This is a genomic window from Paracoccus wurundjeri, assembly GCF_030678915.1.
GTDB lineage: Bacteria > Pseudomonadota > Alphaproteobacteria > Rhodobacterales > Rhodobacteraceae > Paracoccus > Paracoccus onubensis_A.
Genome location: NZ_JAUUTZ010000013.1, coordinates 70,465 through 93,389 on the forward strand (window position 1 = coordinate 70,465; position 22,925 = coordinate 93,389).

At 61.5% G+C, this 22,925-nt stretch carries 22 protein-coding genes and 1 riboswitch; of the genes, 10 read left to right on the forward strand and 12 right to left on the reverse strand.

Annotated features, from left to right (window positions below):
* Positions 1-19: 19 nt before the first annotated feature.
* From Q0601_RS14065 to Q0601_RS14100, 8 genes are all read right to left on the reverse strand, one after another.
* A complete protein-coding gene (locus Q0601_RS14065; RefSeq protein ID WP_305290485.1) occupies positions 20-1,096 on the reverse strand; it encodes a protein-glutamate methylesterase/protein-glutamine glutaminase in 1,077 nt (358 codons plus the stop codon).
* A 4-nt stretch (positions 1,097-1,100) separates the two neighbouring features.
* Positions 1,101-1,955, reverse strand: coding sequence for a CheR family methyltransferase (locus Q0601_RS14070; protein WP_305290486.1), 855 nt, complete (start codon positions 1,953-1,955; stop codon positions 1,101-1,103).
* 5 nt (positions 1,956-1,960) lie between these two features.
* Positions 1,961-2,494 (reverse strand): chemotaxis protein CheW, encoded by a 534-nt coding sequence (locus Q0601_RS14075; RefSeq protein ID WP_305290487.1) that lies wholly within the window; start codon positions 2,492-2,494, stop codon positions 1,961-1,963.
* A 126-nt stretch (positions 2,495-2,620) separates the two neighbouring features.
* On the reverse strand, positions 2,621-3,103 hold the full coding sequence (locus tag Q0601_RS14080) for a chemotaxis protein CheW (protein ID WP_305290488.1): 483 nt from the start codon (positions 3,101-3,103) through the stop codon (positions 2,621-2,623).
* A gap of 9 nt (positions 3,104-3,112) precedes the next feature.
* Positions 3,113-5,083, reverse strand: a complete 1,971-nt coding sequence (locus Q0601_RS14085; protein WP_305290489.1) for a chemotaxis protein CheA — start codon at positions 5,081-5,083, stop codon at positions 3,113-3,115.
* A 3-nt stretch (positions 5,084-5,086) separates the two neighbouring features.
* A complete protein-coding gene (locus Q0601_RS14090) occupies positions 5,087-5,452 on the reverse strand; it encodes a response regulator (RefSeq protein ID WP_305290490.1) in 366 nt (121 codons plus the stop codon).
* Positions 5,445-5,783 carry a hypothetical protein gene (locus Q0601_RS14095; RefSeq protein ID WP_305290491.1) on the reverse strand — a complete coding sequence of 113 codons (339 nt, stop codon included), beginning with the start codon at positions 5,781-5,783 and terminating at the stop codon, positions 5,445-5,447. The genes Q0601_RS14090 and Q0601_RS14095 overlap by 8 nt, the downstream gene beginning before the upstream one ends.
* A gap of 174 nt (positions 5,784-5,957) precedes the next feature.
* A complete protein-coding gene (locus Q0601_RS14100) occupies positions 5,958-7,553 on the reverse strand; it encodes a methyl-accepting chemotaxis protein (RefSeq protein WP_305290492.1) in 1,596 nt (531 codons plus the stop codon).
* Between the two features lie 343 nt (positions 7,554-7,896).
* On the opposite strand from Q0601_RS14100, the gene Q0601_RS14105 reads away from it, so the two are divergent.
* Genes Q0601_RS14105 through Q0601_RS14135 form a run of 7 tightly spaced genes read left to right on the forward strand, consistent with a single transcriptional unit; the run spans position 7,897 to position 12,724 of the window.
* The gene (locus Q0601_RS14105; RefSeq protein WP_305290493.1) at positions 7,897-8,172 is read left to right on the forward strand and encodes an STAS domain-containing protein; all 276 of its coding nucleotides are present in this window, start codon (positions 7,897-7,899) and stop codon (positions 8,170-8,172) included.
* Positions 8,169-8,537: a response regulator gene (locus Q0601_RS14110; RefSeq protein WP_305290494.1), complete on the forward strand. Its 369-nt coding sequence runs from the start codon at positions 8,169-8,171 to the stop codon at positions 8,535-8,537. The genes Q0601_RS14105 and Q0601_RS14110 overlap by 4 nt, the downstream gene beginning before the upstream one ends.
* Before the next feature lie 3 nt (positions 8,538-8,540).
* Positions 8,541-10,637: a chemotaxis protein CheA gene (locus tag Q0601_RS14115; RefSeq protein WP_305290495.1), complete on the forward strand. Its 2,097-nt coding sequence runs from the start codon at positions 8,541-8,543 to the stop codon at positions 10,635-10,637.
* Positions 10,638-10,652: 15 nt separating this feature from the next.
* A complete protein-coding gene (locus Q0601_RS14120) occupies positions 10,653-11,111 on the forward strand; it encodes a chemotaxis protein CheW (protein ID WP_305290496.1) in 459 nt (152 codons plus the stop codon).
* Positions 11,108-11,977: a CheR family methyltransferase gene (locus Q0601_RS14125; protein WP_305290497.1), complete on the forward strand. Its 870-nt coding sequence runs from the start codon at positions 11,108-11,110 to the stop codon at positions 11,975-11,977. Before Q0601_RS14120 ends, Q0601_RS14125 begins: the two co-directional genes overlap by 4 nt.
* Before the next feature lies 1 nt (position 11,978).
* Positions 11,979-12,368 carry a response regulator gene (locus Q0601_RS14130; protein WP_305290498.1) on the forward strand — a complete coding sequence of 130 codons (390 nt, stop codon included), beginning with the start codon at positions 11,979-11,981 and terminating at the stop codon, positions 12,366-12,368.
* A complete protein-coding gene (locus Q0601_RS14135) occupies positions 12,365-12,724 on the forward strand; it encodes a hypothetical protein (protein ID WP_305290499.1) in 360 nt (119 codons plus the stop codon). The genes Q0601_RS14130 and Q0601_RS14135 overlap by 4 nt, the downstream gene beginning before the upstream one ends.
* A gap of 65 nt (positions 12,725-12,789) precedes the next feature.
* Here Q0601_RS14135 and aroC read toward each other — a convergent pair whose 3' ends face one another.
* Both aroC and mutS read right to left on the reverse strand, forming a co-directional pair.
* Complete coding sequence (aroC, locus tag Q0601_RS14140; RefSeq protein WP_305290500.1) at positions 12,790-13,890, reverse strand: chorismate synthase; 1,101 nt, start codon at positions 13,888-13,890, stop codon at positions 12,790-12,792.
* Positions 13,887-16,520 (reverse strand): DNA mismatch repair protein MutS, encoded by a 2,634-nt coding sequence (gene mutS / locus Q0601_RS14145; protein ID WP_305290501.1) that lies wholly within the window; start codon positions 16,518-16,520, stop codon positions 13,887-13,889. The genes aroC and mutS overlap by 4 nt, the downstream gene beginning before the upstream one ends.
* 249 nt (positions 16,521-16,769) lie before the next feature.
* Positions 16,770-16,868: riboswitch (TPP riboswitch) on the forward strand.
* Between the two features lie 31 nt (positions 16,869-16,899).
* On the opposite strand from mutS, the gene Q0601_RS14150 reads away from it, so the two are divergent.
* The 3 genes from Q0601_RS14150 to Q0601_RS14160 all read left to right on the forward strand — a co-directional run bounded on the left by Q0601_RS14150 (position 16,900) and on the right by Q0601_RS14160 (position 20,521).
* Entirely contained in the window at positions 16,900-17,883 is a 984-nt protein-coding gene (locus Q0601_RS14150) for a thiamine ABC transporter substrate-binding protein (protein WP_305290502.1), read from the forward strand.
* Positions 17,884-18,309: 426 nt separating this feature from the next.
* Complete coding sequence (locus Q0601_RS14155) at positions 18,310-19,836, forward strand: thiamine/thiamine pyrophosphate ABC transporter permease ThiP (RefSeq protein ID WP_305290503.1); 1,527 nt, start codon at positions 18,310-18,312, stop codon at positions 19,834-19,836.
* Entirely contained in the window at positions 19,829-20,521 is a 693-nt protein-coding gene (locus Q0601_RS14160; protein WP_305290504.1) for a thiamine ABC transporter ATP-binding protein, read from the forward strand. Before Q0601_RS14155 ends, Q0601_RS14160 begins: the two co-directional genes overlap by 8 nt.
* 241 nt (positions 20,522-20,762) lie before the next feature.
* Here the strand turns inward: Q0601_RS14160 and Q0601_RS14165 are convergent, their stop codons facing one another.
* Positions 20,763-21,812 carry a quaternary amine ABC transporter ATP-binding protein gene (locus Q0601_RS14165; protein WP_305290505.1) on the reverse strand — a complete coding sequence of 350 codons (1,050 nt, stop codon included), beginning with the start codon at positions 21,810-21,812 and terminating at the stop codon, positions 20,763-20,765.
* Between the two features lie 9 nt (positions 21,813-21,821).
* The gene (locus tag Q0601_RS14170; RefSeq protein WP_305290506.1) at positions 21,822-22,880 is read right to left on the reverse strand and encodes an ABC transporter permease; all 1,059 of its coding nucleotides are present in this window, start codon (positions 22,878-22,880) and stop codon (positions 21,822-21,824) included.
* Positions 22,881-22,925 lie beyond the last annotated feature (45 nt).

The window sequence follows — 22,925 nt, forward strand, 5'->3', positions numbered from 1 at the left end:
CCGAACAGACCCCCTTCCTCTAATCCGCGGCAAGCCGAAGCAGCGTCGCCGGTAAACGCGACAGGGGAACTTCGTCCTCGACCGCACCAAGCTTTTTCGCTTCCCTCGGCATTCCGTAGACCACGCAACTGTCTTCATCCTGCCCCAGCGTCCGCGCCCCTGCCTGCCGCATTTCCAGAAGCCCCCGGGCTCCGTCATCGCCCATGCCGGTCATGATCACACCGATCGCATTGCGGCCGGCGGTACAGGCGACAGAGCGAAACAAGACGTCGACCGATGGCCTGTGCCGCGATACCAAAGGACCGTCGCGTACCTCCACGCAATAGGTCGCGCCGCTTCTGGTCAGAAGCGTATGCCGGTTCCCCGGCGCAATCAGGGCGTGGCCGCGCAACATCCGCGCGCCGCTTTGGGCTTCGCGCACGGTAATCCTGCATAATCCATCCAACCGGCGCGCAAATGCCGCGGTGAAATTCTCTGGCATGTGCTGAACCACGACGATCGGCGGGCAATCGGCAGGCATCGCCTCAAGCAGCGCACGCACTGCCTCAGTGCCGCCGGTCGAGACCCCGATGGCGATCACGGTCTCGGTCGTCTTGCTCATGGCACGGCCGGATGGCGCGGCAAGCACAGCATCGGCGGACAGCTTTTCGGACACCGGCCGAGGCCCTATCTTGCCGATCCGCGCATGTGCCGCCGCCTTGACCGCATCGCACAGAATCGTGCGGCTTTCCTCGAGAAATCCCTTCACGCCCATCTGCGGCTTGCAAATCACATCGACCGCACCGGCCTGAAGCGCCTGCGTTAGCGTCTCTGTATCCTCGCCCACCAGAGACGAGCACATGACCACCGGAATAGGGCTTTGCGACATCAGTTTGCGCAGAAAGGTCACCCCGTCCATTCTGGGCATTTCCACGTCCAGCGTAATCACGTCGGGCCGGTTCCTGCCGATACTTGCCGCGGCGGCAAAGGGATCGGCGGCGGTCCCGATGACTTCCAGTTCCGGGTCCGAGGACAGCAGACTCGCCAGGGTCTGGCGAACGACTGCGCTGTCATCGACAACAAGAACGCGTATCCGACGGCGAGCGAAAGGGGCCATGACATCAGACCTTTTGATAAATGGAAGCTGCAATCTGCCGCAGGTCACCGGGCAGCTCTGACAGGCTTTCGGAATGGCCTGTCATCAGGTAACCTCCGGTGCGCAAGCGCGAAACAACCCCTTTCACCGCGCGCAATTGGTCTTCTGGTTGAAAATAGATCAGCACATTGCGCAGAAAAACCACATCCGCGGTGATGCCCAGACGGCGGTCCAGATCGACCAGATTGGCCCAGCAAAGCCGGGCGCGGCTTCGCAATTCGGGTACGATGCGATATATCCGCGGCGTTCCACGCGAATGCATCAGATATTCGCGTCGCAAGCTGTCAGGCAATCCGGAAATCTGGTCCTCGGTGAAAACGGCATCAGCGGCCCGGCGCAGGATCTGGCGGGAAACATCAGTGCCCGCAACATCCCATGACAAGCCGCCGGGCAGATTCCTTGCAAACTGATCCAGCACGATCGCGGCAGTCCACATTTCAGAGCCAAGCGAACAGGCCGCGCTCCAGACGGTCAGTTTGTGATCGCGACCTGCACCGTTCTCGAGAAGTGCGGGAAGGCCTTCTTTTTCCAGCCAGTCATAATGCAATTTTTCCCTGAAAAAACTGGTCGTATGAGTGGTAAGCGCCTCTGCCAGATACCGCGCTTCGACTTCGCCATTCGAGCCGCGCAATATGTCGATATAACTGTCGAAATCGCGGCAATTCAGCTCGCGCAGCCGACGACCGACCCGCAGTTCCAGAAACGAAATCTTGTCAACCGACACGGCAACGCCAGTGATGCGCTTTGCCGTGGCGATCAGGGTACGGGCCTGCGCGGCAGTCAGTTTCGGCGTAGCGAAGGTGTTTTCCGGATGGGTCATGGCAATCAATCGAAATCAAATGGCCCGGTGGCATCGCCTTTGAACAAGCGATCAAGGGCAAGCATCATGATCAGCTGACCATCGACCCGCGCCACACCGGTCATTGCAGCCGCGTTCCAGCGCACCATCGTCATCGGCGCGGGCTCGATCTCGGAATCGGCGATGGCAACGACGCTCAGAACCCGGTCGGCGATAACTCCGACCGGTTTTCTGCTATCCGCATCAAGTTCAAAGACAACGATCCGCCCTTCATCCCTGGACACGGGATGGCCAAGGCCAAGATGGCTGAGCAGATCTATGACCGCGATTCCCTGACCGCGAACATCGATCATTCCCAGCAGATCGGCAGGTGCATTCGGCAGGCGCGAGATCGGCTGAAGGTCAAGAATTTCCCGGACGGTGCCGACCTCCACCGCAAAAATCTGCCCGGCGAGCTCGAATGTGACATAAGTCTGCGGCTCGGCGCCCCTGACGCTGTCACCGGCATCCGCCCACTGATCCGGGGATAATGATGAGGTTTCGCTTTGCAATTCGGGCATGATCGCGGCTCCTGGCGGCAAGATGGTCAAAAAAAGATGCAATGACGGCCAGCGGATTCGAAAACCGCGCGGCGGATATTTCCGCAAATCCGGCTTTTATCGTCAAACGCATGACAGTATCCGTGTTCAGCTTTGCGCGACCCTTTCGGGATCGGGACAAAACAGATTTTCAGTATCCAGAAATATCGCCAGATCGCTTCCGTGCCGGATCACGCCGCTGACATATTGCTCGGGCCAGCGTGATCCCAGATCCGGGATCGGCTCGAGCGCAGAGATATCGGTTTCCGCCACCTCCTCGACGGCATCGGTCATGATGGCAAGCCGCGTGGGGATTCCGGCAACGGGTAGCTCGAGAACGACCAGCCTGGTTGAATTGCTTGGCCTCTCCGGCTGCATGCGAAGACGCTGGCGGATATCGATAAGCGGAACGATGGCGCCGCGCACATTGACCAGCGCAGGCGCGAAGGCGGACGCATTCGGCACTTCGGTTACGGGGATCGGATCAAGAATCTCGTGGACCCGGCTGACCGAGATGGCAAATGCTTCACCGGAAAGCCGGAAGATCAGGACCATTTCATATGACGACGACTGACAAGAGGCTTTGGTCATTTGCATTCCTTATGCTGCCGGTTTCCGTTCGGCCCGTTCGGCAAGCGCCCGGCGGGCCAGGGTCGCCACATCGATGATCAATGCGACCGAACCGTCCCCCAGGATCGTTGCGCCGGCGAAACCCGGAACATCCCGATGATATTGGCTGAATGTTTTGATGACCGTCTGGTTTTGACCAAGAATATCATCGACCACCAGCCCAAGACGCTGACCGTCGAATTTCACGATCACCACACGCCGCGGGCTTTCAACGCTCGGCGACCAGCCGAACACCTCGTCAAGATCAAGGAACGGCACCAGATGTTCGCGGATACACAACATCGTCCGGCCTGATTCGCGTTCACGCTCGGCCGCATCCAGCTCGACGCATTCCTCGACTGCGGCAAGCGGGATGACGAATACCGCATTGCCCAGACGCACCAGCAACCCGTCGATGATCGCCAGGGTCACCGGTAACCGAAGCGTAACCCGCGTGCCGGTCCCACGTCGGGACGCAACCTCGATAGAGCCACGCAACGCGTCCACCGTGGACCGCACCGCATCCATCCCGACGCCGCGGCCGGACACGCTTGAAACCTGCTTGGCGGTCGAGAAGCCCGGCGCAAAGATCAACTGAAAAAGCTCGCTTTCCGTCGGCTGGGCTTCGGATGAAAGCAGGCCGCGCTCGATCGCCTTGAAACGAATGGCCTCGGCATCAAGCCCGGCGCCGTCATCCTCGATCGTGATCAGAACCTCTCCACCTTCCTGTCGCGCGGACAGGCGGACGGTTCCACGCGAAGGCTTGCCTGCCGCCGCACGCGCTTCGGCGCTTTCGATTCCGTGATCCATGCTGTTGCGGATCATATGAACCAGCGGCTCGGACAGGCGGTCAATGACCGTCTTGTCGATCTCGGTTTCACCGCCTTCGGTGATCAGGGTCACGACCTTGCCCAGTTCGGTAGACAGGTCCCGTACGACCCGGCGGAACTTGCCGAATACGATCTCGATCGGCAGCATCCGGATTGACAGGGTCGCATCGCGCAGGCCGGTCACCAGTCTTTCGATCTCTTCGACCACCGATTCCAACTCGGCATCCGCCGACGCCATCTGAGACAGCCGGGCCTGAGCAATCACCAGTTCGCCCAGTTGATCCATGATTTCGTCAAGCTTCACAGCAGGAACACGAACGCTTTCGCCGGATTTCTCCTTGACCTTGCCGGATGGCGGCTCATCTTCGGAACTCTCGGGATCGACTTTCGGCGGAGGCGCAATCATCTCTTCGGTGATTGCAAGCTCGGCATCGTCGGCAAAGATGAACACGGCCTCGATCGCGCTTTTGGGCTGATCGGTTTCAAGTGTGGCGGTCCAGCCCAGATATCCCCTTGTCGGTTCAAGCTCGTCCATCCCCGGAAGCGCCGCAATATCGGCTGAGATATCGACCTGCCCAAGACCGCCAAGCTCTTCGAGCAGCAGATCGGGACGCATCCCGTTTCGCAGGGCGTTCACCTCGGGCACGAAACGGATCAGCCAGCGTCGCAAGGCTCCATGTTGCTGAACCGGCGACGTTGCTTCCGCAGCTGCGTTGCCGCCTGTCGCCCTGGACACCTCGGCACCGGTAATTTCGAACAGCGCGGCAAGCAAGGCTATCGCTTCGGGCGACTCTTCCAGCGCGGTCGCCTGCGGGCCATCGCCGCCACAATTCAACAGCGCGATCATATGGTCCCGCGCCCGCAATGACAGGTCGATCAGCCGGCCGTCTATAGATAACCGGCCTGCGCGAATACGATCAAACGCATCCTCGAAATGATGCGTGAATCGCGCAAGCGTACCGAAGCCGAACATCGCGCCCGAGCCCTTGACGGTATGCAAGGTCCGGAACACGGCATCTATCTGTTCGGGATCCGAGCGATCTTCCAGATCCAGCAACAGATCTTCGAGACCCTCAAGAATCTCCTGCGCCTCCTGAACGAAAGCGCCGATTGCGGGATTGATGTCATCCATGACTTACCCCGCCAGTTTCTTGGCCACGGTCAACAGCATTTCGGCGTCGAAAGGTTTGTTGATCCAGCCGGTTGCCCCGGCGGACTTGCCCTCTGCCTTCAGCTCCGGCTTGGTTTCGGTTGTCAGCATGACAATCGGAATGCCGGCGCCGGCCGCGTCTTGCCGCGCATTGCGAATGAACTCGATGCCGTTCATCACCGGCATGTTCAGATCCGTGATGATCAGGGCGGGATGATCCGACCGAAGCTTGCTCAGCCCCTCTGCCCCATCCGCAGCGGTGACGATCTGATAACCATGAGGCTGAAGCGTGAACGAAACCATGTCACGGATCGCCTTGCTGTCATCTATTATCAATACGGTCTTAGCCATTTCGGCCCTCCGGTTTGTGGTTGCCGACCAGTTCCGCCTGACCCAGGCGGCTGCATATTTCCCGAACCCGGGACGTGACCCGGTCCGCCGGGACACCCTGATTTCCCAGTTCCCGAATGGCGGCGAAAAGCAGTTGGATCGCGGGTTGGGTCGGCAGCAGCGGATGCGTCGGCACGGGCACGATATCCAGCGTGCCGCCATGTTTGAAAGCAAGCCAGGTTCTCAGATCATCGAGAACCTGAGCGGCGTCACTTGGCGCAAGTGCTCCGTCGATGATGAATGTCGTTGCGGCTGTCATTTCAGAATCATTGCCCAGGTAAGATTGGCTCATGTCCCCATCCTGACCCCGGATCTCTAAGATTTCGTTACCCGGAGGCAGGCATCCTGAAGGATGCGGATTCAATTCGATACAATTGAACGCAACTTCCGGCTGACATAACGTATTGCCCCGCACGTACGGGAACGCGCGGGGCGATGATCGGCTCTCATGTCGGGATTGCGCAGATCAGAATTCTTGGAATCGGGCGTTGCCTGCTGGCGCGCCACCCATCGCGGCAACCAGCGCGACCGGTGCGATATCGGCAGTCATTTCCATATCCGGCTCCGTCTCTTCCAAACCATCGGGATCCGATGTCTCACCAATGCTGAACCGTGCGAATTCGCGCATCAGATCATCCGCGCGCTGCACAAGCGACACCGCCACGGCGTTTGTCGACTCGGCCACGGCCGCGTTTTGCTGAGTCACCTGATCCAGCTGATTGACGCCTACCGTGATCTCTCCCAGCCCGGTCGATTGTTCGCTTGCCGCGATCGCGATTGCGGAAATCTGATCGGACACATCCAGAGCCTTGTGCAGGATCTGTTCCAGACACTCGCCTGTCCGGTCGACCAGGGCGGAACCCGCCTCGACCTGCGTGGCGCTTTTAGAGATCAATGTCTTGATCTCACGCGCGGATTCGGATGCACGCTGCGCCAGTCCGCGAACCTCCGAGGCGACAACCGCGAAACCGCGCCCGGCTTCGCCGGCCCGGGCGGCCTCGACCCCCGCATTCAGTGCCAGCAAATTGGTCTGGAAGGCGATGTCGTCGATCACGCCGATAATTCTGGTGATCTGATCCGAGGATTTCTCGATTCCCTTCATCGCTTCGACCGCCTCGCGCACGACCGACGCGCCGCTTTCCGCGATTTTCCGGTTCTCGAGACTTGCATTCTCGGCATTCTTGGCCCGAATCGCCGTCGACCTTACGCTTTCGGTCAATTCGTTCAGCGCCGCTGCCGATTGTTCAAGCGTCGCGGCCTGGGTCTCGGCACGGCTGGACAGATCCTCGGCAGCCGAGGTGATTTCCGCCGATCCGCCACGAACCTGATCCGCTACATCCGAGAACCGCGAAAGCGCGCCCGACAATATCAGGACCACACTGTTATAAGCTTCACGCAGCGCCTCATATTCGGCGGGAAAGGGATCCTGTTCGGGGCTGGGGATCGCCTCGGTCAGATCGCCATTCGCCAGCCGGTTCAGGCCCGCGCCGATCTCTCCGACAACCCGGGCCTGCGCCTGCCGCTCGGTTTCGCGGTTGCTGTTTGCCTTTGCTTCCCTTGCAAGAATCTCGTCACTCAGCCTGCTGCGCGCCTGCATATTATCCCTGAATTTCCGCAGCGCCCGGGACAGTTGCGCCAGCTCGTTTCCGCCTTCAAGCCCGGTGATTTCGATCGACATATCATTATCCGCAAGGCACCGGGCCTGCGTGACAATGCGGGAAATCTGCCGCGAGATCGACAGACCCAGCATCGCGGCAAGCATGCCGCCACATAACGCAATCGCGGCAATCCCGGCCATGATCGTGATCAGCATGCCACGGTGAAGCGCCGCACGCCCTTCATCCAGTGCCGCCTGCCGTTCAGAGGCATACGGCGCAAAAGACTGCGACAGCGATGGCGCTTCACCCGTCTCGGCAAACCGGTCGATCTGCATATCTGCCTGCTGCAGGTAGTGCATGCGTTGCAACTGACCGCCCGCAATCAATCCGAAAGCGATGACCAAAGTCAGGATAATGCCGAAGCATATGAAGATCTGCGTTCCAATTTTCACGTTCCGTAACATGAGATTCCTCAAATATTTACTGACACTTATTCGGCCGAAATCGTCTTTCTCGGGCCTGATGTTCTGGTGTGATTCGCCCATGACGGCGCAGCGTCCCGCAGGCGCAGCGTAACCGGGCCGGCATAAGACCGGCCGGTCCTGTGCCGGAATCAGGATCCGGACGGATTCGATGCCATGCAGTCGTAAAACCCACATTCGGACTCCTGTTGCGATGCGGATGAGATTACGGGCGAAAGATTAAGGAATACCTGCCGGTGTCGCATCCGGATGAAAGCGATTCCGCGCAACCATTTGTTAAATCCCCGCTGCTAGGAATCGGGTCATCGCCTCGAAAGGAGTTGCCGTGACCATTTTGACCTTGCCCGAAACGCTTGACCGAAGGGCAGTAGCGGAACTTTCCCCGAAACTTCTGGCCCTTCGCGGCGCCGCGATCGTGCTGGATGCGGGCTCTGTCCGGAAACTGGGCACGATCGCGTTCGAAATGCTGATCGCCGCGCGACATCAATGGCAGGCGGACGGAATGGAAATCGAATTTCGCAACTGGTCCGAAGACGCGATGCAGGCGCTGAATCGTATCGGCGCATCTGTAGAGATGCTGACGGGTGAGGCAGGGCAATGACAATACGCATTCTCGCGATCGACGATTCGCCGACCATACGCGCGCTGGTCGCCAAGGCGCTTCGCGGCGCCGGATTCGAAGTGGTTCTTGCCTCTGACGGGGTGAGCGGGATCGAATCCCTGCAGGAAGCTCAGCCCGATCTGATCATCACCGACATCAACATGCCGCGAATGGACGGGTTCAGGGTTATCGAAACGGTTCGCGCCGACGACCGCTATTCGGATGTTCCGATCCTTGTCCTGACAACGGAAAGCGGGGCCGATCTCAAGGCGCGGGCACGCCGCGCGGGCGCCACCGCCTGGATCGTCAAACCGTTCAAGGATGCCAGGCTGATTGCAATCATCAACAGGGTGCTGGGGAGGTAGCAAATGGCCGAGATGGACGAAATCCAGGAAATGTTCTTCGACGAATGCGGCGAACTTCTGGAAGGGCTTGCAAACGGCCTTCGTCAAATGGACCAGCCCGGATATGACAAGGAAACGGTCCATGCCGTCTTCCGTGCCGTCCATTCGATCAAAGGCGGTGCCGCCGCATTCGGGCTGAACGATCTGGTTACATTCGCGCATCGGTTCGAAACCGTCCTTGATCTGCTGCGCTCGGACAGGCTGGAAGCGGATCCGGCATTGATGTCCATCATGCACCGGTCGTCGGATTGCCTTGCCGATCTGGTGACGGCAGCGCGTCAATCCTCCGAGCCGGACCACGCTCAGCGCGAGGCATTGCTGACAGAGCTTGACCGGATCATGGCCGATGGCGGGGATGATGACGCGATAGAGTTCACGCCGATGGTCATCGATATCGGCGCTCTGGATGGCGAAGATCCCCAGCCCGGGCTTGCCGGTCAGGCCGGGTTCAACATTCATTTCATTCCCGATGGCGATCTTTACCGGTCCGGGAACGAGCCGGCGGCCCTGTTCCTTGCCCTGGCGAAACTGGGCGAGGCAGAGATCCGGGTGGATTCCGATTTCGTTCCGCCCCTGTCGGACTGGTCGGAAGATCAGCCGCAACTCCGGTGGACGATCGTCCTGCACACGGATTGCCCCGCCGATGAGATCGCCGAGATTTTCGAATTCGTCGAGGATTGCTGCGAGCTTCACGTGACCCCGCTGACAGCAGAACCGGATGGCCCCCCGGAACCGGACGAGATCTCCGATTCCGCGCCCGGGGACATTCCCGAACCCGCGCAGATCAACCCGCCGGAGCCCGCTCAGACCGATTCCGCCAAGCCATCAAGACCCGCTGCACCCGGCGGCGATTCCGGTGCGACGATCCGGGTCAGCCTCGCACGGGTGGACCGGCTGATGAACATGATCGGCGAGCTCGTCATCAAAGAGGCGATGCTCGCGCAGGTTATCCAGACCGCCGGGATGAGCGAGGATCCCGATGTCCTTGCGGGCCTAGACGCCATCGGCCAGCTTGCCGGCGACATTCAGGAAAGCGTCATGGCGATCCGCGCGCAGCCGCTGAAGCTGGTGTTCCAGCGCATGCATCGCATCGTCCGCGAAGCCGCCGACGCGACCGGCAAACAGGTCAGTCTGATCACCGTCGGAGAAGAGACCGAGGTGGACAAGACCATGATCGAGCGGCTGATCGATCCCCTGACCCATATGATCCGCAATTCGGTGGATCACGGTCTGGAAGACGGCGAAACACGGCAGGCGCGCGGAAAACCCGCGGAAGGCCGGATCACCCTTTCGGCCGCCCATCGCTCTGGCCGGGTCCAGATCGAGGTTTCGGATGATGGCGGCGGGATCAATCGGCCGAAAGTGCGTGAAATCGCCGAAGAACGGGGGTTGATCGCGCCCGGCGCGTCCCTGAACCCGGCAGAGATCGATCAGCTTCTGTTCATGCCGGGCTTTTCATCGAAGACCGAAGTCTCGGCTTTATCCGGGCGTGGCGTCGGGCTGGATGTCGTCCGGCGCGAGATCATGGATCTTGGCGGTCGCGTGATGATCCACTCGGAAATCGGGCAGGGCACAACATTCTCGATCGCCTTGCCGCTGACCCTGGCCGTTCTTGAAGGAATGCTGATTCAGCTTTGCGGTGAAACGATGGTTCTGCCGATCAACGCGGTTCAGGAAACGATGCGGGCCAATCCATCGATACTGCATGGTGTCGGGCAGGATGGCCGGCTTCTGTCCAATCGCGGCGATCTGATACCCATCATCGATCTGGCCGGAGAGTTCGGATTGCGTGACAGCCCCGCGACGATCGAAGGCGGCGTCCTGATCGTGATCGAGGCCGACAATCAGAAACGATCCGCCTTGCTGGTGGATGGCATCATCGATCAACGCCAGGTCGTCATCAAAAGTCTTGAAGAGAATTACGGGCATGTGCCGGGGGTGTCGGCCGCGACCATCCTTGGCGACGGCAAGATCGCCCTCATCATCGACCCCGAAGAGGTCGTCCGGACATCGTCCGGCGATCACGACAGGGCAGTCCCGGCCGCAGCAGCACAGGGATGAATCATGCTTCAGTCAATGTCACATAATACTGTCGGAAAAAGCGACGTCGTTGCCTTCAAGCTGGCAGAGCAGGATTTCTGCATAGATATCGGTCTGGTGCGGGAAATTCGCGGCTGGTCACCCACGACGACCCTGCCGCATGCGCCCGATTACGTGAAAGGGGTGATCAACCTGCGCGGCTCTGTCGTGACCGTGGTCGATCTTTCAGCCCGGCTGGGCTTTGGCGCCACCACGCCGTCGCAGCGACATGTGGTCATCATTGCAATGCATGAAGAGCGCGTGGTCGGGCTGCTGGCCGATCTCGTGTCGGATATCGTCACGGTCAATGACGGGAGTATTCAACCCGTTCCCGACATCGCCCTGACGCATGCGCGCGAATTCATCACCGGCATGATCACATTCGACGATGGCCAGATCCTTCGAAAGATCGATCTGTCCCAGGTTCTGCCCATTGCCCGGGAAGAAACCGCATGAGCGCGTTACAGATGATCGAAGCGCCGGCCCTGTCCGACCGCCAGTTCGACAGGCTGGCCCGGATCGTCCGCCAAGATAGCGGCATCGTCCTGACAACGGCAAAGCGCAGCCTTCTGGCAGCACGTCTCAACCGGCGGTTACGCTCGCTTAATCTGCGCGATTACGGCGCATATTGCCAGCGGCTGGAGGGCACCGATGGGATCGAGGAGCGGCGGCATCTGCTGTCGGCCGTCACGACCAATGTCACCGCGTTTTTCCGCGAGGCGCATCATTTCGACGCGCTTGCCACCGAGATTCTGCCTCCGCTTGTCGATGCGGCTCGGGCGGGCGAACGGATTCGCCTGTGGTCCGCCGCCTGTGCCTCGGGGGAAGAGGCATATTCGATCGCGATGACGCTGCTTGACCTGTTTCCGGATGCCGCGCGTCATGATCTGCGCATTCTCGCCACCGATATCGATCCCGCGATGGTGGCGCAAGCGGAAGCGGGGCGATACGCCGCGCAGGCATTGCACCCGCTTGGCGCGAAACGTCTGTTGCGGTTCTTCCGGCGGGAAGGCGAGCAATACACGGCAAATTCTGACCTGCGTGCGATCATTCGGTTCGCCGAACTGAATCTTCATGACGACTGGCCGTTTTCCGGCCAGTTCAACGTCATATTCTGCCGCAATGCCGTGATCTATTTCGATGCCCCTGCCCGGCGCAGGCTGTGGTGCAGATTCGCCCGGCAAATCGGGAATGGCGGCGCGCTGTTCATCGGCCATTCCGAACGGCTGGATGGCCCGGCAGCTGGTCTGTTCGATCCCACCGGAACGACACAATTCCGCCGTAATGGCACTCTGCCACCTAATCGCCCTGAAGGAGAATGAGATGCCTTTGAAATCGCAATTGCATGTAATGGTGGTGGATGACATGACTGTCAGCCGCGCCTTGATAGAACAGGCGCTGGATTGGGCCAAAATCCCGAATGTGCAATATGAAGCGGATGGCAAGACCGCGTTTCAGAAACTCGCAGCTTCGCCGGTTCATCTGGTGATATCGGATTACAACATGCCGGGCATGGACGGTCTTGCCCTGCTGGAGGCGCTGCGCAGCAACAAAAGCACGCAGAGGATCGGCTTTATCCTGATCACCGGCACCGCCAGCCGCGAAACGATCCTGCGCGGGCAAAAGGCGGGGATGAACAATTTCATCGCCAAGCCCTTCACCAAAGAGCAGTTGCTGGGTTGTATCGAAAAGGTAACGGGTAAATTGACGTGAATTCATTTGATATCATCCCTGATCAGAGCGAGCCGCTGCAGGCGGTTCTTGGCCGTGCTTCGGCGGAAGCACGACGCCTGACCGAAGAGCTTGCCGTTCTGGACCGCGTCATCGGACGGGTGATCCTGTCTGCAAACGCCGAAGAAATCCCGGATTTGCAGCAGGCCGATGCAATATGCCAAGGGCTGGAAGGCTTGTCGCGGTTCCTCACAGCGCTTGCGGAAGCGACGGATCCGGCGGTGATGTGCAATCCCGTTCTGGCTGCCCGGAATGTTCCCATGCGGGCGCAGGCGGGTCGCCTTGCCAAAGGGCCACTACCAGTCCCCGGCCCCGAAGACGAGCTTTGGGATGGATGATGCCGGATGCGTCCGGTTTCAGGCCCGGCGCGAAACCATATCCGGTCGGCACCTGTCTGCGAAGACTACCCGATCTCGCCCCGAACCCCACCCGTCTGCGCCCGGTCCATCAACAGATGATCCAGCAGAACGCAGGCCGCCATCGCCTCGGCCACGGGGACCGCGCGGATACCGACGCAAGGATCATGACGACCCTTGGTGATCAGGTCGATTTCCCCGCCCATCCGGTTGATCGTCTTGCGCGGCGTGGTGATAGAGCTGGTCGGTTTGACCGAGAAACGCAAGACGATGTCCTGCCCGGTCGAGATACCGCCAAGAATCCCCCCCGCATGATTGGACTGAAACCGGGGGCCGTGGTTGCCCATGCGGATTTCATCGGCATTCGCGGTCCCGGTCAGGCTGGCCGCCGCCATGCCCTCGCCGATCTCGACACCTTTCACGGCATTGATCGACATCATCGCCGCCGCCAGATCGGTATCCAGCTTGGCATAGACCGGCGCGCCAAGACCCGGCGGGCAGCCTTCGATCAGCAATTCCACCGCCGCGCCGACGCTGTTCTGACTCTTGCGGATACCGTCAAGATAACCGGACCATGCATCCACGGCAGAGGCGTCGGGCAGGAAGAACGGGTTCCCCGGAATCGCCGCAGGATCGAAACGGTCGCGGTTCAGCCGCATCTCGCCCATCTGCACCATGTAACCGGTGATCTTCAGGTCGGGCAGCAGATGCCGCAACACTGCCTGCGCCACGCCTCCGGCCGCGACCCGGGCGGCAGTTTCGCGCGCGCTTGAACGGCCGCCGCCGCGATAATCCCGGATCCCGTATTTCAGATGATAGGCGATATCGGCATGGCCGGGACGAAAACTGGTGGCGATATCCCCATAATCCTTTGATCTTTGATCGGTGTTCTCGATCATCAACTGAATCGGGGTGCCGGTTGTCTGGCCTTCGAACACGCCCGAAAGGATACGCACCTGATCCGGCTCTTTCCGCTGCGTGGTGTGTTTCGATGTGCCCGGACGGCGGCGGTCGAGAAATTGCTGGATATATGCCTCGTCCAGCTCCACCCGGGGCGGCACCCCGTCGACCGTCACGCCCAACGCGGGGCCGTGGCTTTCACCCCATGTGGTGAACCGGAATTCGCGGCCAAAGGTGTTATAGCTCATGACGCATCTCCCAAAGCCTTGAGTTCATAGATCAGGTCAAGCGCCTCGCGCGGGCTGAGCCCGTCGGGATGCACATCCTTCAACCGCTCATCCAGCGGCGATTTCCCGGAAACGGCAGGGGCAGCCGCCGGTGGTGCCGCGCGGAACAGCGGCAGATCGTCGATCAGGGCGGCGGGTTTCGCCGCGCCTTCACGCTCGCCCGATTCCAGCGCATCCAGCACCTCGCGCGCCCGTTCGACCACCGATGCGGGCAGCCCGGCCAGCCGCGCCACCTGAACCCCATAGCTGCGGTCGGCGGCGCCCTTGCGCACCTCGTGCAGGAAGATCACGTCGCCTTCCCATTCGCGGACCGCAACCGTCGCGTTCTCGACACCATCCAGCCGCGCGGTCAGGGCGGTCATCTCGTGATAATGGGTGGCGAACAGGGCACGGCAGCGGTTAACCTCGTGCAGATGCTCCATCACTGCCCAGGCGATAGAAAGCCCGTCCCATGTCGCTGTGCCGCGCCCGATTTCATCAAGAATGACAAGCGCATGATCGTCGGCCTGATTCAGAATCGCAGCGGTTTCCACCATCTCGACCATGAAGGTCGACCGCCCCCGCGCCAGATCGTCCGCCGCACCCACACGGCTGAACAACTGACTAACCATGCCGATATGGGCGCGCCGCGCGGGCACATACGCCCCCGCCTGAGCCAGAACCGCGATCAGGGCGTTCTGACGCAGGAAGGTCGATTTCCCGGCCATGTTCGGGCCGGTCAGCAGCCAGATCGCCGGAGTATCGCCTTCGGTCAACTCGCAATCATTGGCGACGAAACTTTCCGATTGCCGTTTCAACGCCCGCTCGACCACCGGATGCCGCCCGCCTTCGACAATAAAGGCGCGGCTGTCATCCACGCGAGGCCGCGTCCAGCCTTCACCACTGGCGATATCGGCGAAACCACTGGCAAGGTCGATCTCGGCCAGGGCCCGCGCCGCCTGCCCGATCTGCGCCGATTTCTCTAGCACCGCAGCCCGCAGCCGGTCGAAAATCCGGCGTTCGATCTCAAGCGCCCGGTCGCGGGCATTCAGGATACGGGTTTCCAGTTCGGAAAGCTCGACCGTGGTGAAACGGATCTGGTTCGCGGTGGTCTGCCGGTGAATGAATGTCTCCGACAGCGGCGGTTTCATCATCCTTTCGGCATGGGTCGCGGTGGTTTCGATGAAATAGCCCAGCACGTTGTTATGCTTGATCTTCAGGCTGGAGACCCCGGCCTTTTCGGCGTAATCCGCCTGCATCCCGGCGATGACCCCGCGCCCTTCGTCACGCAGGCGGCGGGTCTGGTCCAGATCCTCGTCATATCCGGAGGCGACGAAACCGCCATCGCGGGCCAACAGGGGGGGCTCTGCCACAAGCGCATCGTCCAGAAGATCGATCAACCCATCATGGCCGGTCAGATCGCCGGCGGAATCCCGCAGCACCTGCGCCGCGTCATCGGGCAAAAGCCCGGCAATCGCGGCGCCCTGCGCCAGCCCGGCCCGGATCGCGGCCAGATCGCGCGGCCCGCCCCGTTCCAGCGCAAGCCGGGACAGCGCACGGTCCATATCCGGCACCCGCGCCAAAGCCTCTCGCAGATCGGCGGACAGGCGCGGATCCTCGACCAGATCCGCCACCGCCTGCTGCCGCGCATGGATCAGGTGCAGGTCGCGGGACGGCGCCGAGATGCGCCGTTCAAGCAGCCGCCCGCCCGCCGCCGTTACCGTCCGGTCGATCGCATGCAGAAGCGAGCCATCGCGCCCGCCCGACAATGCCTGCGTCAGTTCCAGATTCCGGCGCGTCGCCGCATCGATCTGCACCGCGCCGCCTATCCGTTCGCGGGAAGGCGGTCGCAGCAAAGGCAATTTCCCCCGCTGCGTCATATCGAGATAATCGACAATCGCGCCCATCGCCGACAGTTCCGGGCGCGAGAAGCTGCCGAACCCGTCCAGCGTCTCAACCCCGTAAAGCTGGCACAACCGGCGCTGCGCCGCCGTGGAATCGAATGCGCTGGCATGCAGATCGGTCAGTGCCGCGCCCGCATCGGCGGCAAGTTCATCAAGCCCCGCGCCATCCGCCGCCAGCAATTCACGGGGCGCAAGCCGCGCCAGTTCGGGTGACAGACGGCTGACCGGACATTCCATCACCTGAAACGCCCCGGTCGAGATATCCACCCATGCCAGCGCGCTCTCGTCGCGCACCTGCGAAAAAGCGGCAAGGAAATTGTGCCGCCGCGCTTCCAGCAGGGATTCCTCGGTCAGGGTTCCCGGCGTGACCAGCCGCACCACATCGCGGGCCACCACCGATTTCGACCCGCGTTTCTTCGCCTCGGCCGGGTCTTCCATCTGCTCGGCGATGGCGACGCGGAACCCCTTGCGGATCAGCGTCAGCAGATAGCTTTCGGCGGCATGAACCGGCACGCCGCACATCGGAATCGGCTCGCCCTGATGGGTGCCACGCTTGGTCAGGGCGATATCCAATGCGCTCGCGGCCTGCACGGCATCGTCAAAGAACATCTCGTAGAAATCACCCATGCGATAGAACAGCAGCGCCCCCGGATTCGCATCCCGGATCGCCAGATATTGCGCCATCATCGGTGTGGGCTGATCGTTCATTGCCACCTGCTGAAACTGCGTGCTAGCGTTTCTAGAGGGGATTGGCTTCGGGTTGAAGTGCCGTTTTGCCGGCGCTTCGGGAATGCTGCGGCGTGTATCGCCAGCGATGCGACTTTCCCTTGCCTGACAGCCGTTATTACCCGCCCGGGATCAAGGATCGCAGGCCAGCCGGGCAATGGCAGGCTCGCTTGGATAAAACCGGTCCTCTGCGCTTTCGCCTTGCGAAACGCCTCCCGTCCATTACATTTGTCCGATACCTCGGGGAGCCGTTATCGGCTGAGACGCGACCGCGGACCCGTTGAACCTGATCCGGCTAGGACCGGCGGAGGGAAGGTTTCGCGCTCCTTTCTTTCGTGAAAATCACCAAGGAGTCGCCGCGATGAAAACAGTCCTGACAACATCAGCCCTGCTGCTGGCAAGCCCGGCCTTCGCACAGGACAAGCCGGTGCTGACCGTCTATGCCGGAGATTACATCGCCAGCGAATGGGGCCCCGGCCCGAAGATCGAGGAAGGTTTCGAGGCGTTCTGCGATTGCGATCTGAAATTCGTCACCGGCGACATCCTGCCCCGCATCCTGATGGAGGGCGAAGGCACGGAGGCCGATATCGTCTTCGGGCTGAATACCGATGTGACCGCCCGCGCCCGCGCCTCGGGACTGTTCGCGCCACATGGGCAGGATACATCCGATCTTTCTGTGCCGGTCGAATGGGATGACGATATTTTCCTGCCCTATAACTGGGGCGAAACCGCCTTCGTCTATGACGAAACCCGGCTGGAAAATCCGCCCGCGAGTTTCGACGAGCTTCTGAACGCGCCCGACGATCTGAAGATCGTGATACAGGATCCGCGCGCGGGCATCTCGGGTCTGGCGCTGCTCTTGTGGGTGAAATCGGTCTATGGCGACGACGCGCCCGAAGCATGGGCGAAGCTGGCCCCCAAGGTGCTGACCGTGACCAAGGGCTGGTCGGAATCCTATGGCATGTTCACCGACGGAGAGGCGGATATGGTCATGTCCTACACCACCTCGCCCGCCTATCATATCGAGGCCGAGGACGACCGGACTAAACATGCCGCGATCTTCCCGGAAGGCCATTACCTGATGGCCGAACTGGCCGCGCAGGTGGCATCGACCGATCAGCCGGAACTTGCGCAGCAATTCATGGACTGGATCCTGACCCCGGAATTCCAAAGCACGATCCCGCTTGCCAACTGGTCCATGCCCGCGAAACTGCCTCTGGACGAATGGCCGCAGGTCATGCGCGATCTGCCGCGCCCCGAAAAGACCCTGTTCTATTCCGAGGACGAGGCCGAGGCCCTGCGCAAACCCGCGCTCGAGGAATGGCTCCAAGCCTTTTCGCGCTAGGATCGGTCGCAGCCGTATCACGATATTCAGGCAATCGTCGCTCCCCCAACCCCGGCGATCCCGCATCAAAATCCGAAAGTTTTTGATTTTTCACATGAAACACATCTTTAACCTTAATGGATTTTATAGCCGGATCGCTCCGAAACGCTCCCCCTCCGTCATATTTCTTCTTTGTTCAAATACCTTGCAGGGGGTGCGGGGGATGCAAAATCCCCTGCCGCGCTGCCGGACGCGATCTCTGGCACGGCATGATCGGTTCAGGACGATCCGGCTATATCTGCGCATGCCGCCACCGACCGAAACCGCTCTCACCTCTTCCTCGCTCGAACCGCCCGGGATTTCCGCATTCCCCGCCATCGGTTGGAGAACCGCCCGGCGACAAGCGACACCCCCGGCTGCCGCAGAACTCATTCGCGGGCACATCCGATGATCCGCCGCCATCCCGCCGGAGCGATAATCGCCACCCTGCTTGCCACTTTGATCCTTGGCACATTGGCCGCCGTAGCATGGCAGGCGCGCGGCTTGTCCGGCCTTGGCCCGTGGGACTGGCAGGCGGTGCGGTTCACGCTGTGGCAGGCGGTCGTCTCGGCAATCCTGTCGGCGCTGCTTGCGATTCCGGTTGCGCGGGCATTGGCGCGGCGGCGGTTTCGTGGTCGCGCGGCTTTGGTGACATTACTGGGTGCGCCCTTCATCCTGCCGGTGATCGTGGCGATCATGGGACTGATCTCGGTCTTTGGCCGGAACGGCGCGCTCAATGACGGGTTGCGCCTGCTTGGCCTGCCCGAGATCAGCATTTACGGCTGGCAGGGGGTGATCCTTGCGCATGTGTTCTTTAACCTGCCGCTGTCGGTCCGGCTGATCCTGCAAGGCTGGCAGGCCATCCCGGCCGAACGGTTCCGTCTTGCCGAAAGCCTTGGTTTCACGCCCCGCGACAGGTTGCGGCATCTGGAACTGCCGATGCTACGCGCCGTTTTGCCGGGGGTCTGGCTGGCGGTGTTCCTTGTCTGCCTGACATCCTTTGCCGTGGCCCTGACACTGGGCGGCGGGCCATCCGCCACCACCGTCGAACTGGCCATCTATCAGGCTTTCCGCTTCGATTTCGATCTCGGACGGGCAGCAATGCTGGGGCTGGTGCAGATCGCGCTTAGCCTTGGCGCCATGACACTGGCCTTCCGGATCACCATCCCCGCCGCGTTCGGCGCCGGGATGCAGGAAACCCATACCCCGCACGGCCCGCGCGGCTGGAGACGTGGCGCGGATACGCTTGCCATCCTGCTGGCGGCGGTTTTCCTGCTATGGCCGATCCTGTCCGTCACCGCGAACGGGCTGCCCCGCATCGCGGCCCTGCCCACCGAAGTCTGGAGCGCCGCCGCACGTTCAATCGTCATGGCAATCTGTTCCGCGTTTCTGGCCCTGACGCTTTCGCTGATACTTGCGCTGGCGGTCGCGCGCGGCAATTCCCGCTGGATCGAAAGCGCCGGGATGCTGCCCATCGTCGCATCGCCGCTGGTTCTGGGGACCGGGCTGTTCATCCTGCTGCGCGGCTGGTTCGCACCCCAGACGCTTGCCCTGCCGGTCACGGTGGCGATCAACGCGATCATGGCGCTGCCATTCGGGCTTCGCGCCCTGATCCCTGCCGCGCGGATCCTGCGGGCGGATTACGGGCGGCTGGCCGCATCACTGGATATGCGCGGGACTGCGCGGCTGCGTTACCTGACCCTGCCGCGCCTTGCCCGCCCATTGGGCTTTGCCGGAGGTCTGGCCGCCGCGCTGGCGATGGGCGATCTTGGCGTCATCACGCTTTTCGCGCAGGAGCAGCCGACTTTGCCACTGAAACTTTATCAGCTGATGAATTCCTACCGGATGGAGGATGCCGCCGCCTGCGCCATCCTGCTGATGCTGATCAGTTTCGCGCTTTTCTGGATCTTCGACCGCGGGGGACGCCTTGCTTGAACTGCGCGATATCACCGTCACTCTGGACGATTTCTCGCTGCACGCGGATCTGACCGTCCCTGCCGCTGCGCATATGGCGGTGATCGGGGCGTCGGGTTCGGGAAAATCCACGCTGCTGTCGCTGATTGGCGGTTTCCTTGCCCCGAATAACGGCCGGATCCTGTGGGATGGACAGGACATCACCGCCATTCCCCCCGGTCAGCGGCCGGTTTCGTTTCTGTTTCAGGACCAGAACCTGTTTCCGCATCTGAGCGTGGCGCAGAATGTCGGGCTGGGCCTGCGCCCCGATCTGCGCCTTGACCGCGATCAACAGGCGCAAGTGAGCCATGCACTGGCCGAGGTCGGCCTGTCGGGCATGGAGCGCCGCCGCCCCGCCAGCCTGTCGGGCGGGCAGCAAAGCCGTGTCGCGCTTGCCCGGATCCTGCTGCGCGCCCGCCCATTGCTATTGCTGGACGAGCCATTCGCGGCGCTGGGTCCGGCCCTGAAATCCGAGATGCTGCAACTTGTGGCCCGCATCGCGGGCGAAACCCGGGCAACCGTGCTGATGGTCACCCATGATCCCAGGGATGCCCGCAGTTTCGCCCCCCGGACGATCCTGATCGAGGGTGGCATCGCTCATGCGCCTGTGCCGACCGGACCCTTGCTGGACGATCCCCCGCCGGGACTCCGCACCTATCTGGGTTAAGGAACAAATCGCCCGCGCCCCGGACTCTCGCCATAGCCGGGCAGCGCCTGACCGCGGGTGGGCGCAGTGGCAGTTGTGGCTCGCGTTTTATGGCGCAACCCCGAACGACGCCCGGCCCGCAGGACAACGTCACCAAAGCGCCCGCCCATCCGGGCGGTCGGGCGCTGCCCGGCGGGCCTGCGGCCCTTGATTCCGGGCACGGGGCATAGCACAGACAATATCGTTTGACGGTTCTTCGCCCTTACCCCCGCGCCGTTTCCCGCGCAGAGCGACGCGGCACCAAAGCCCGCATGATCGCGGGCATCTCCAGCGTACCGACCGGCTTTCCGTCCTGCGTGACCCGGAACCGCCGGTCAAGTGCACCCTCGGCCATGGCGATCACGTTCTCAAGGTTATCATCGTGATCGACCTCGCCGGAAAATTCGCCTTCGCCATTGCTGTCATCCATGATCGAGCGGACACGAAGAACCCTTGCGCGATTGATATCGCTGACGAAATCCTCGATATAGGGATCGGCTGGATTCAACAGGATATGCTGTGGCTCACCCTGCTGAACGACCAGTCCATCCTTCAGGATCACCAGATGATCGGCCAGCTTCAGGGCCTCGTCCAGATCATGGGTGATGAAAACGATGGTCTTGTGCAGCTCGGCCTGCAATTCGATCAGCAGATCCTGCATATCGGTGCGGATCAGCGGATCAAGCGCCGAGAACGCCTCGTCCATCAGCATGATCCCGGAATTCGAGGTCAGGGCGCGGGCGATCCCCACCCGCTGCTGCATCCCGCCCGAAAGCTGATAGGGATAATGGCCGCCATAGCCGCCCAGCCCGACCCGATCCAGCCAGCGATTGGCGTCGCCCTCGAACTCCTTGCGGGACTTGCCGCGCGTGGCCAGCGCCATCCCGGCATTCTCAAGCACCGTCCGATGCGGCAGCAGGGCGAATTTCTGGAACACCATCGACATGGTTTCCCGCCGCAGCGTCCGCAGCCGGGCCTCATTCCAGGTCAGGATATTCTTGCCATCGACCAGAACCTCGCCCGAGGTCGGCTCGATCAGCCGGTTCAGATGCCGGATCAGCGTCGATTTGCCCGAGCCGGACAGCCCCATGATGACGGTGATCTTGCCCTCGTGCATATCGACATTGATATCGGAAAGGCCCAGCACATGGTTGCGGCTTTCCAGAAGCTCGGACTTGCCCATCCCGGCCTGCACTTCGGTCAGAACGGATTTCGGGTTGTCGCCGAATATCTTGTAAAGATGGCGGATCGAGATCTTGACGTTATCATCCATGACCGCCCCCTATCGCTTTGCCTGGCTGGCATCGATTCGCGCCAGCGAAGCCTTGGTCACGCGGTCCAGCATGATCGCCAGCAGCACGATCCCGAAACCGGCGACCAGCCCGACCCCCAGCTCAAGACTGCGGATACCGCGCAGCACCAGCACCCCAAGACCCGGAGCGGAAACCAGCGAGGCGATGACCACCATCGCAAGGCTCATCATGATGGTCTGGTTCACGCCAGCCATGATATTCGGCAGCGCCAGCGGGATCTGCACGCCGAACAGCTTTTGCCGGCTGGTCATGCCAAAAGCGTCGGCGGCCTCGATCACATCCCTGTCCACCAGCCGGATACCAAGATCCGTCAGCCGGACCACCGGCACGATGGCGTAAAGGATGATCGCGATGCCATAAAGTTTCGGCTCGGTCACCGAGAACAGGAAGATCAGCGGGATCAGGTAGACAAAGGGCGGCAGCGTCTGAAGCATGTCGAGAATGGGGATGACGATCCGTTGCAGCCGGTCGCTGCGGGACATGGCAATGCCGATGGGCACGCCTATCAGCACGCAGATGAAGGCACAGACGAAGATGATCGCCAATGTCTGCATCGCCGCATCGTAATGATCGACCAGGGCAAGCAGCGCAAGCGATATGGCCACGAAACCCACGATCCGCCACGACCGGCTGACCAGCCAGACAAGGGCCAGCAGCAGCGGCATCATGATCCACCAGGGCGTATTGGTCATGACCGCAAGGCTTTCGCGCAGCATCCAGCTAAGCGGTTGGGTGACCGGATCGACCACCACCCGCAGCGCGTCGCGAATGGACAGGAACCCCCGCTCAAGTCCCAGTGTCAGATCGCGGGTTTCCGGAATCGCTGCGCAGGCATCGTGAAGCGTATCGAGCGACGGAAAAGGCAGATCCCAAAGTGATCCGCCGTCACCGCCGCCCCCGGATTCGCCCCGGCTGCGGGCAAGCAGCTCTTGCATGGACATGGGGGCGCTGCCACCACCTCCGTCGCTTCCGCCGCCGCACCATTCGCGCAAACCAAGCGCATCAATTACACCGTCATAAGTTGCCATGGCTATTCCGGACAGCATGCCCGCCTGTTTTCGGAACCCGGAAAG

Bases quoted from the DNA above. Each gene is read 5' to 3' on its own strand.
- Q0601_RS14065 (WP_305290485.1), bottom strand. From the start codon at position 1,096: ATGGCCCCTTTCGCTCGCCGTCGGATACGCGTTCTTGTTGTCGATGAC.
- Q0601_RS14070 (WP_305290486.1), bottom strand. From the start codon at position 1,955: ATGACCCATCCGGAAAACACCTTCGCTACGCCGAAACTGACTGCCGCG.
- Q0601_RS14075 (WP_305290487.1), bottom strand. From the start codon at position 2,494: ATGCCCGAATTGCAAAGCGAAACCTCATCATTATCCCCGGATCAGTGG.
- Q0601_RS14080 (WP_305290488.1), bottom strand. From the start codon at position 3,103: ATGACCAAAGCCTCTTGTCAGTCGTCGTCATATGAAATGGTCCTGATC.
- Q0601_RS14085 (WP_305290489.1), bottom strand. From the start codon at position 5,083: ATGGATGACATCAATCCCGCAATCGGCGCTTTCGTTCAGGAGGCGCAG.
- Q0601_RS14090 (WP_305290490.1), bottom strand. From the start codon at position 5,452: ATGGCTAAGACCGTATTGATAATAGATGACAGCAAGGCGATCCGTGAC.
- Q0601_RS14095 (WP_305290491.1), bottom strand. From the start codon at position 5,783: ATGAGCCAATCTTACCTGGGCAATGATTCTGAAATGACAGCCGCAACG.
- Q0601_RS14100 (WP_305290492.1), bottom strand. From the start codon at position 7,553: ATGTTACGGAACGTGAAAATTGGAACGCAGATCTTCATATGCTTCGGC.
- Q0601_RS14110 (WP_305290494.1), top strand. From the start codon at position 8,169: ATGACAATACGCATTCTCGCGATCGACGATTCGCCGACCATACGCGCG.
- Q0601_RS14115 (WP_305290495.1), top strand. From the start codon at position 8,541: ATGGCCGAGATGGACGAAATCCAGGAAATGTTCTTCGACGAATGCGGC.
- Q0601_RS14120 (WP_305290496.1), top strand. From the start codon at position 10,653: ATGTCACATAATACTGTCGGAAAAAGCGACGTCGTTGCCTTCAAGCTG.
- Q0601_RS14125 (WP_305290497.1), top strand. From the start codon at position 11,108: ATGAGCGCGTTACAGATGATCGAAGCGCCGGCCCTGTCCGACCGCCAG.
- Q0601_RS14130 (WP_305290498.1), top strand. From the start codon at position 11,979: ATGCCTTTGAAATCGCAATTGCATGTAATGGTGGTGGATGACATGACT.
- aroC (WP_305290500.1), bottom strand. From the start codon at position 13,890: ATGAGCTATAACACCTTTGGCCGCGAATTCCGGTTCACCACATGGGGT.
- mutS (WP_305290501.1), bottom strand. From the start codon at position 16,520: ATGAACGATCAGCCCACACCGATGATGGCGCAATATCTGGCGATCCGG.
- Q0601_RS14150 (WP_305290502.1), top strand. From the start codon at position 16,900: ATGAAAACAGTCCTGACAACATCAGCCCTGCTGCTGGCAAGCCCGGCC.
- Q0601_RS14155 (WP_305290503.1), top strand. From the start codon at position 18,310: ATGATCCGCCGCCATCCCGCCGGAGCGATAATCGCCACCCTGCTTGCC.
- Q0601_RS14165 (WP_305290505.1), bottom strand. From the start codon at position 21,812: ATGGATGATAACGTCAAGATCTCGATCCGCCATCTTTACAAGATATTC.
- Q0601_RS14170 (WP_305290506.1), bottom strand. From the start codon at position 22,880: ATGGCAACTTATGACGGTGTAATTGATGCGCTTGGTTTGCGCGAATGG.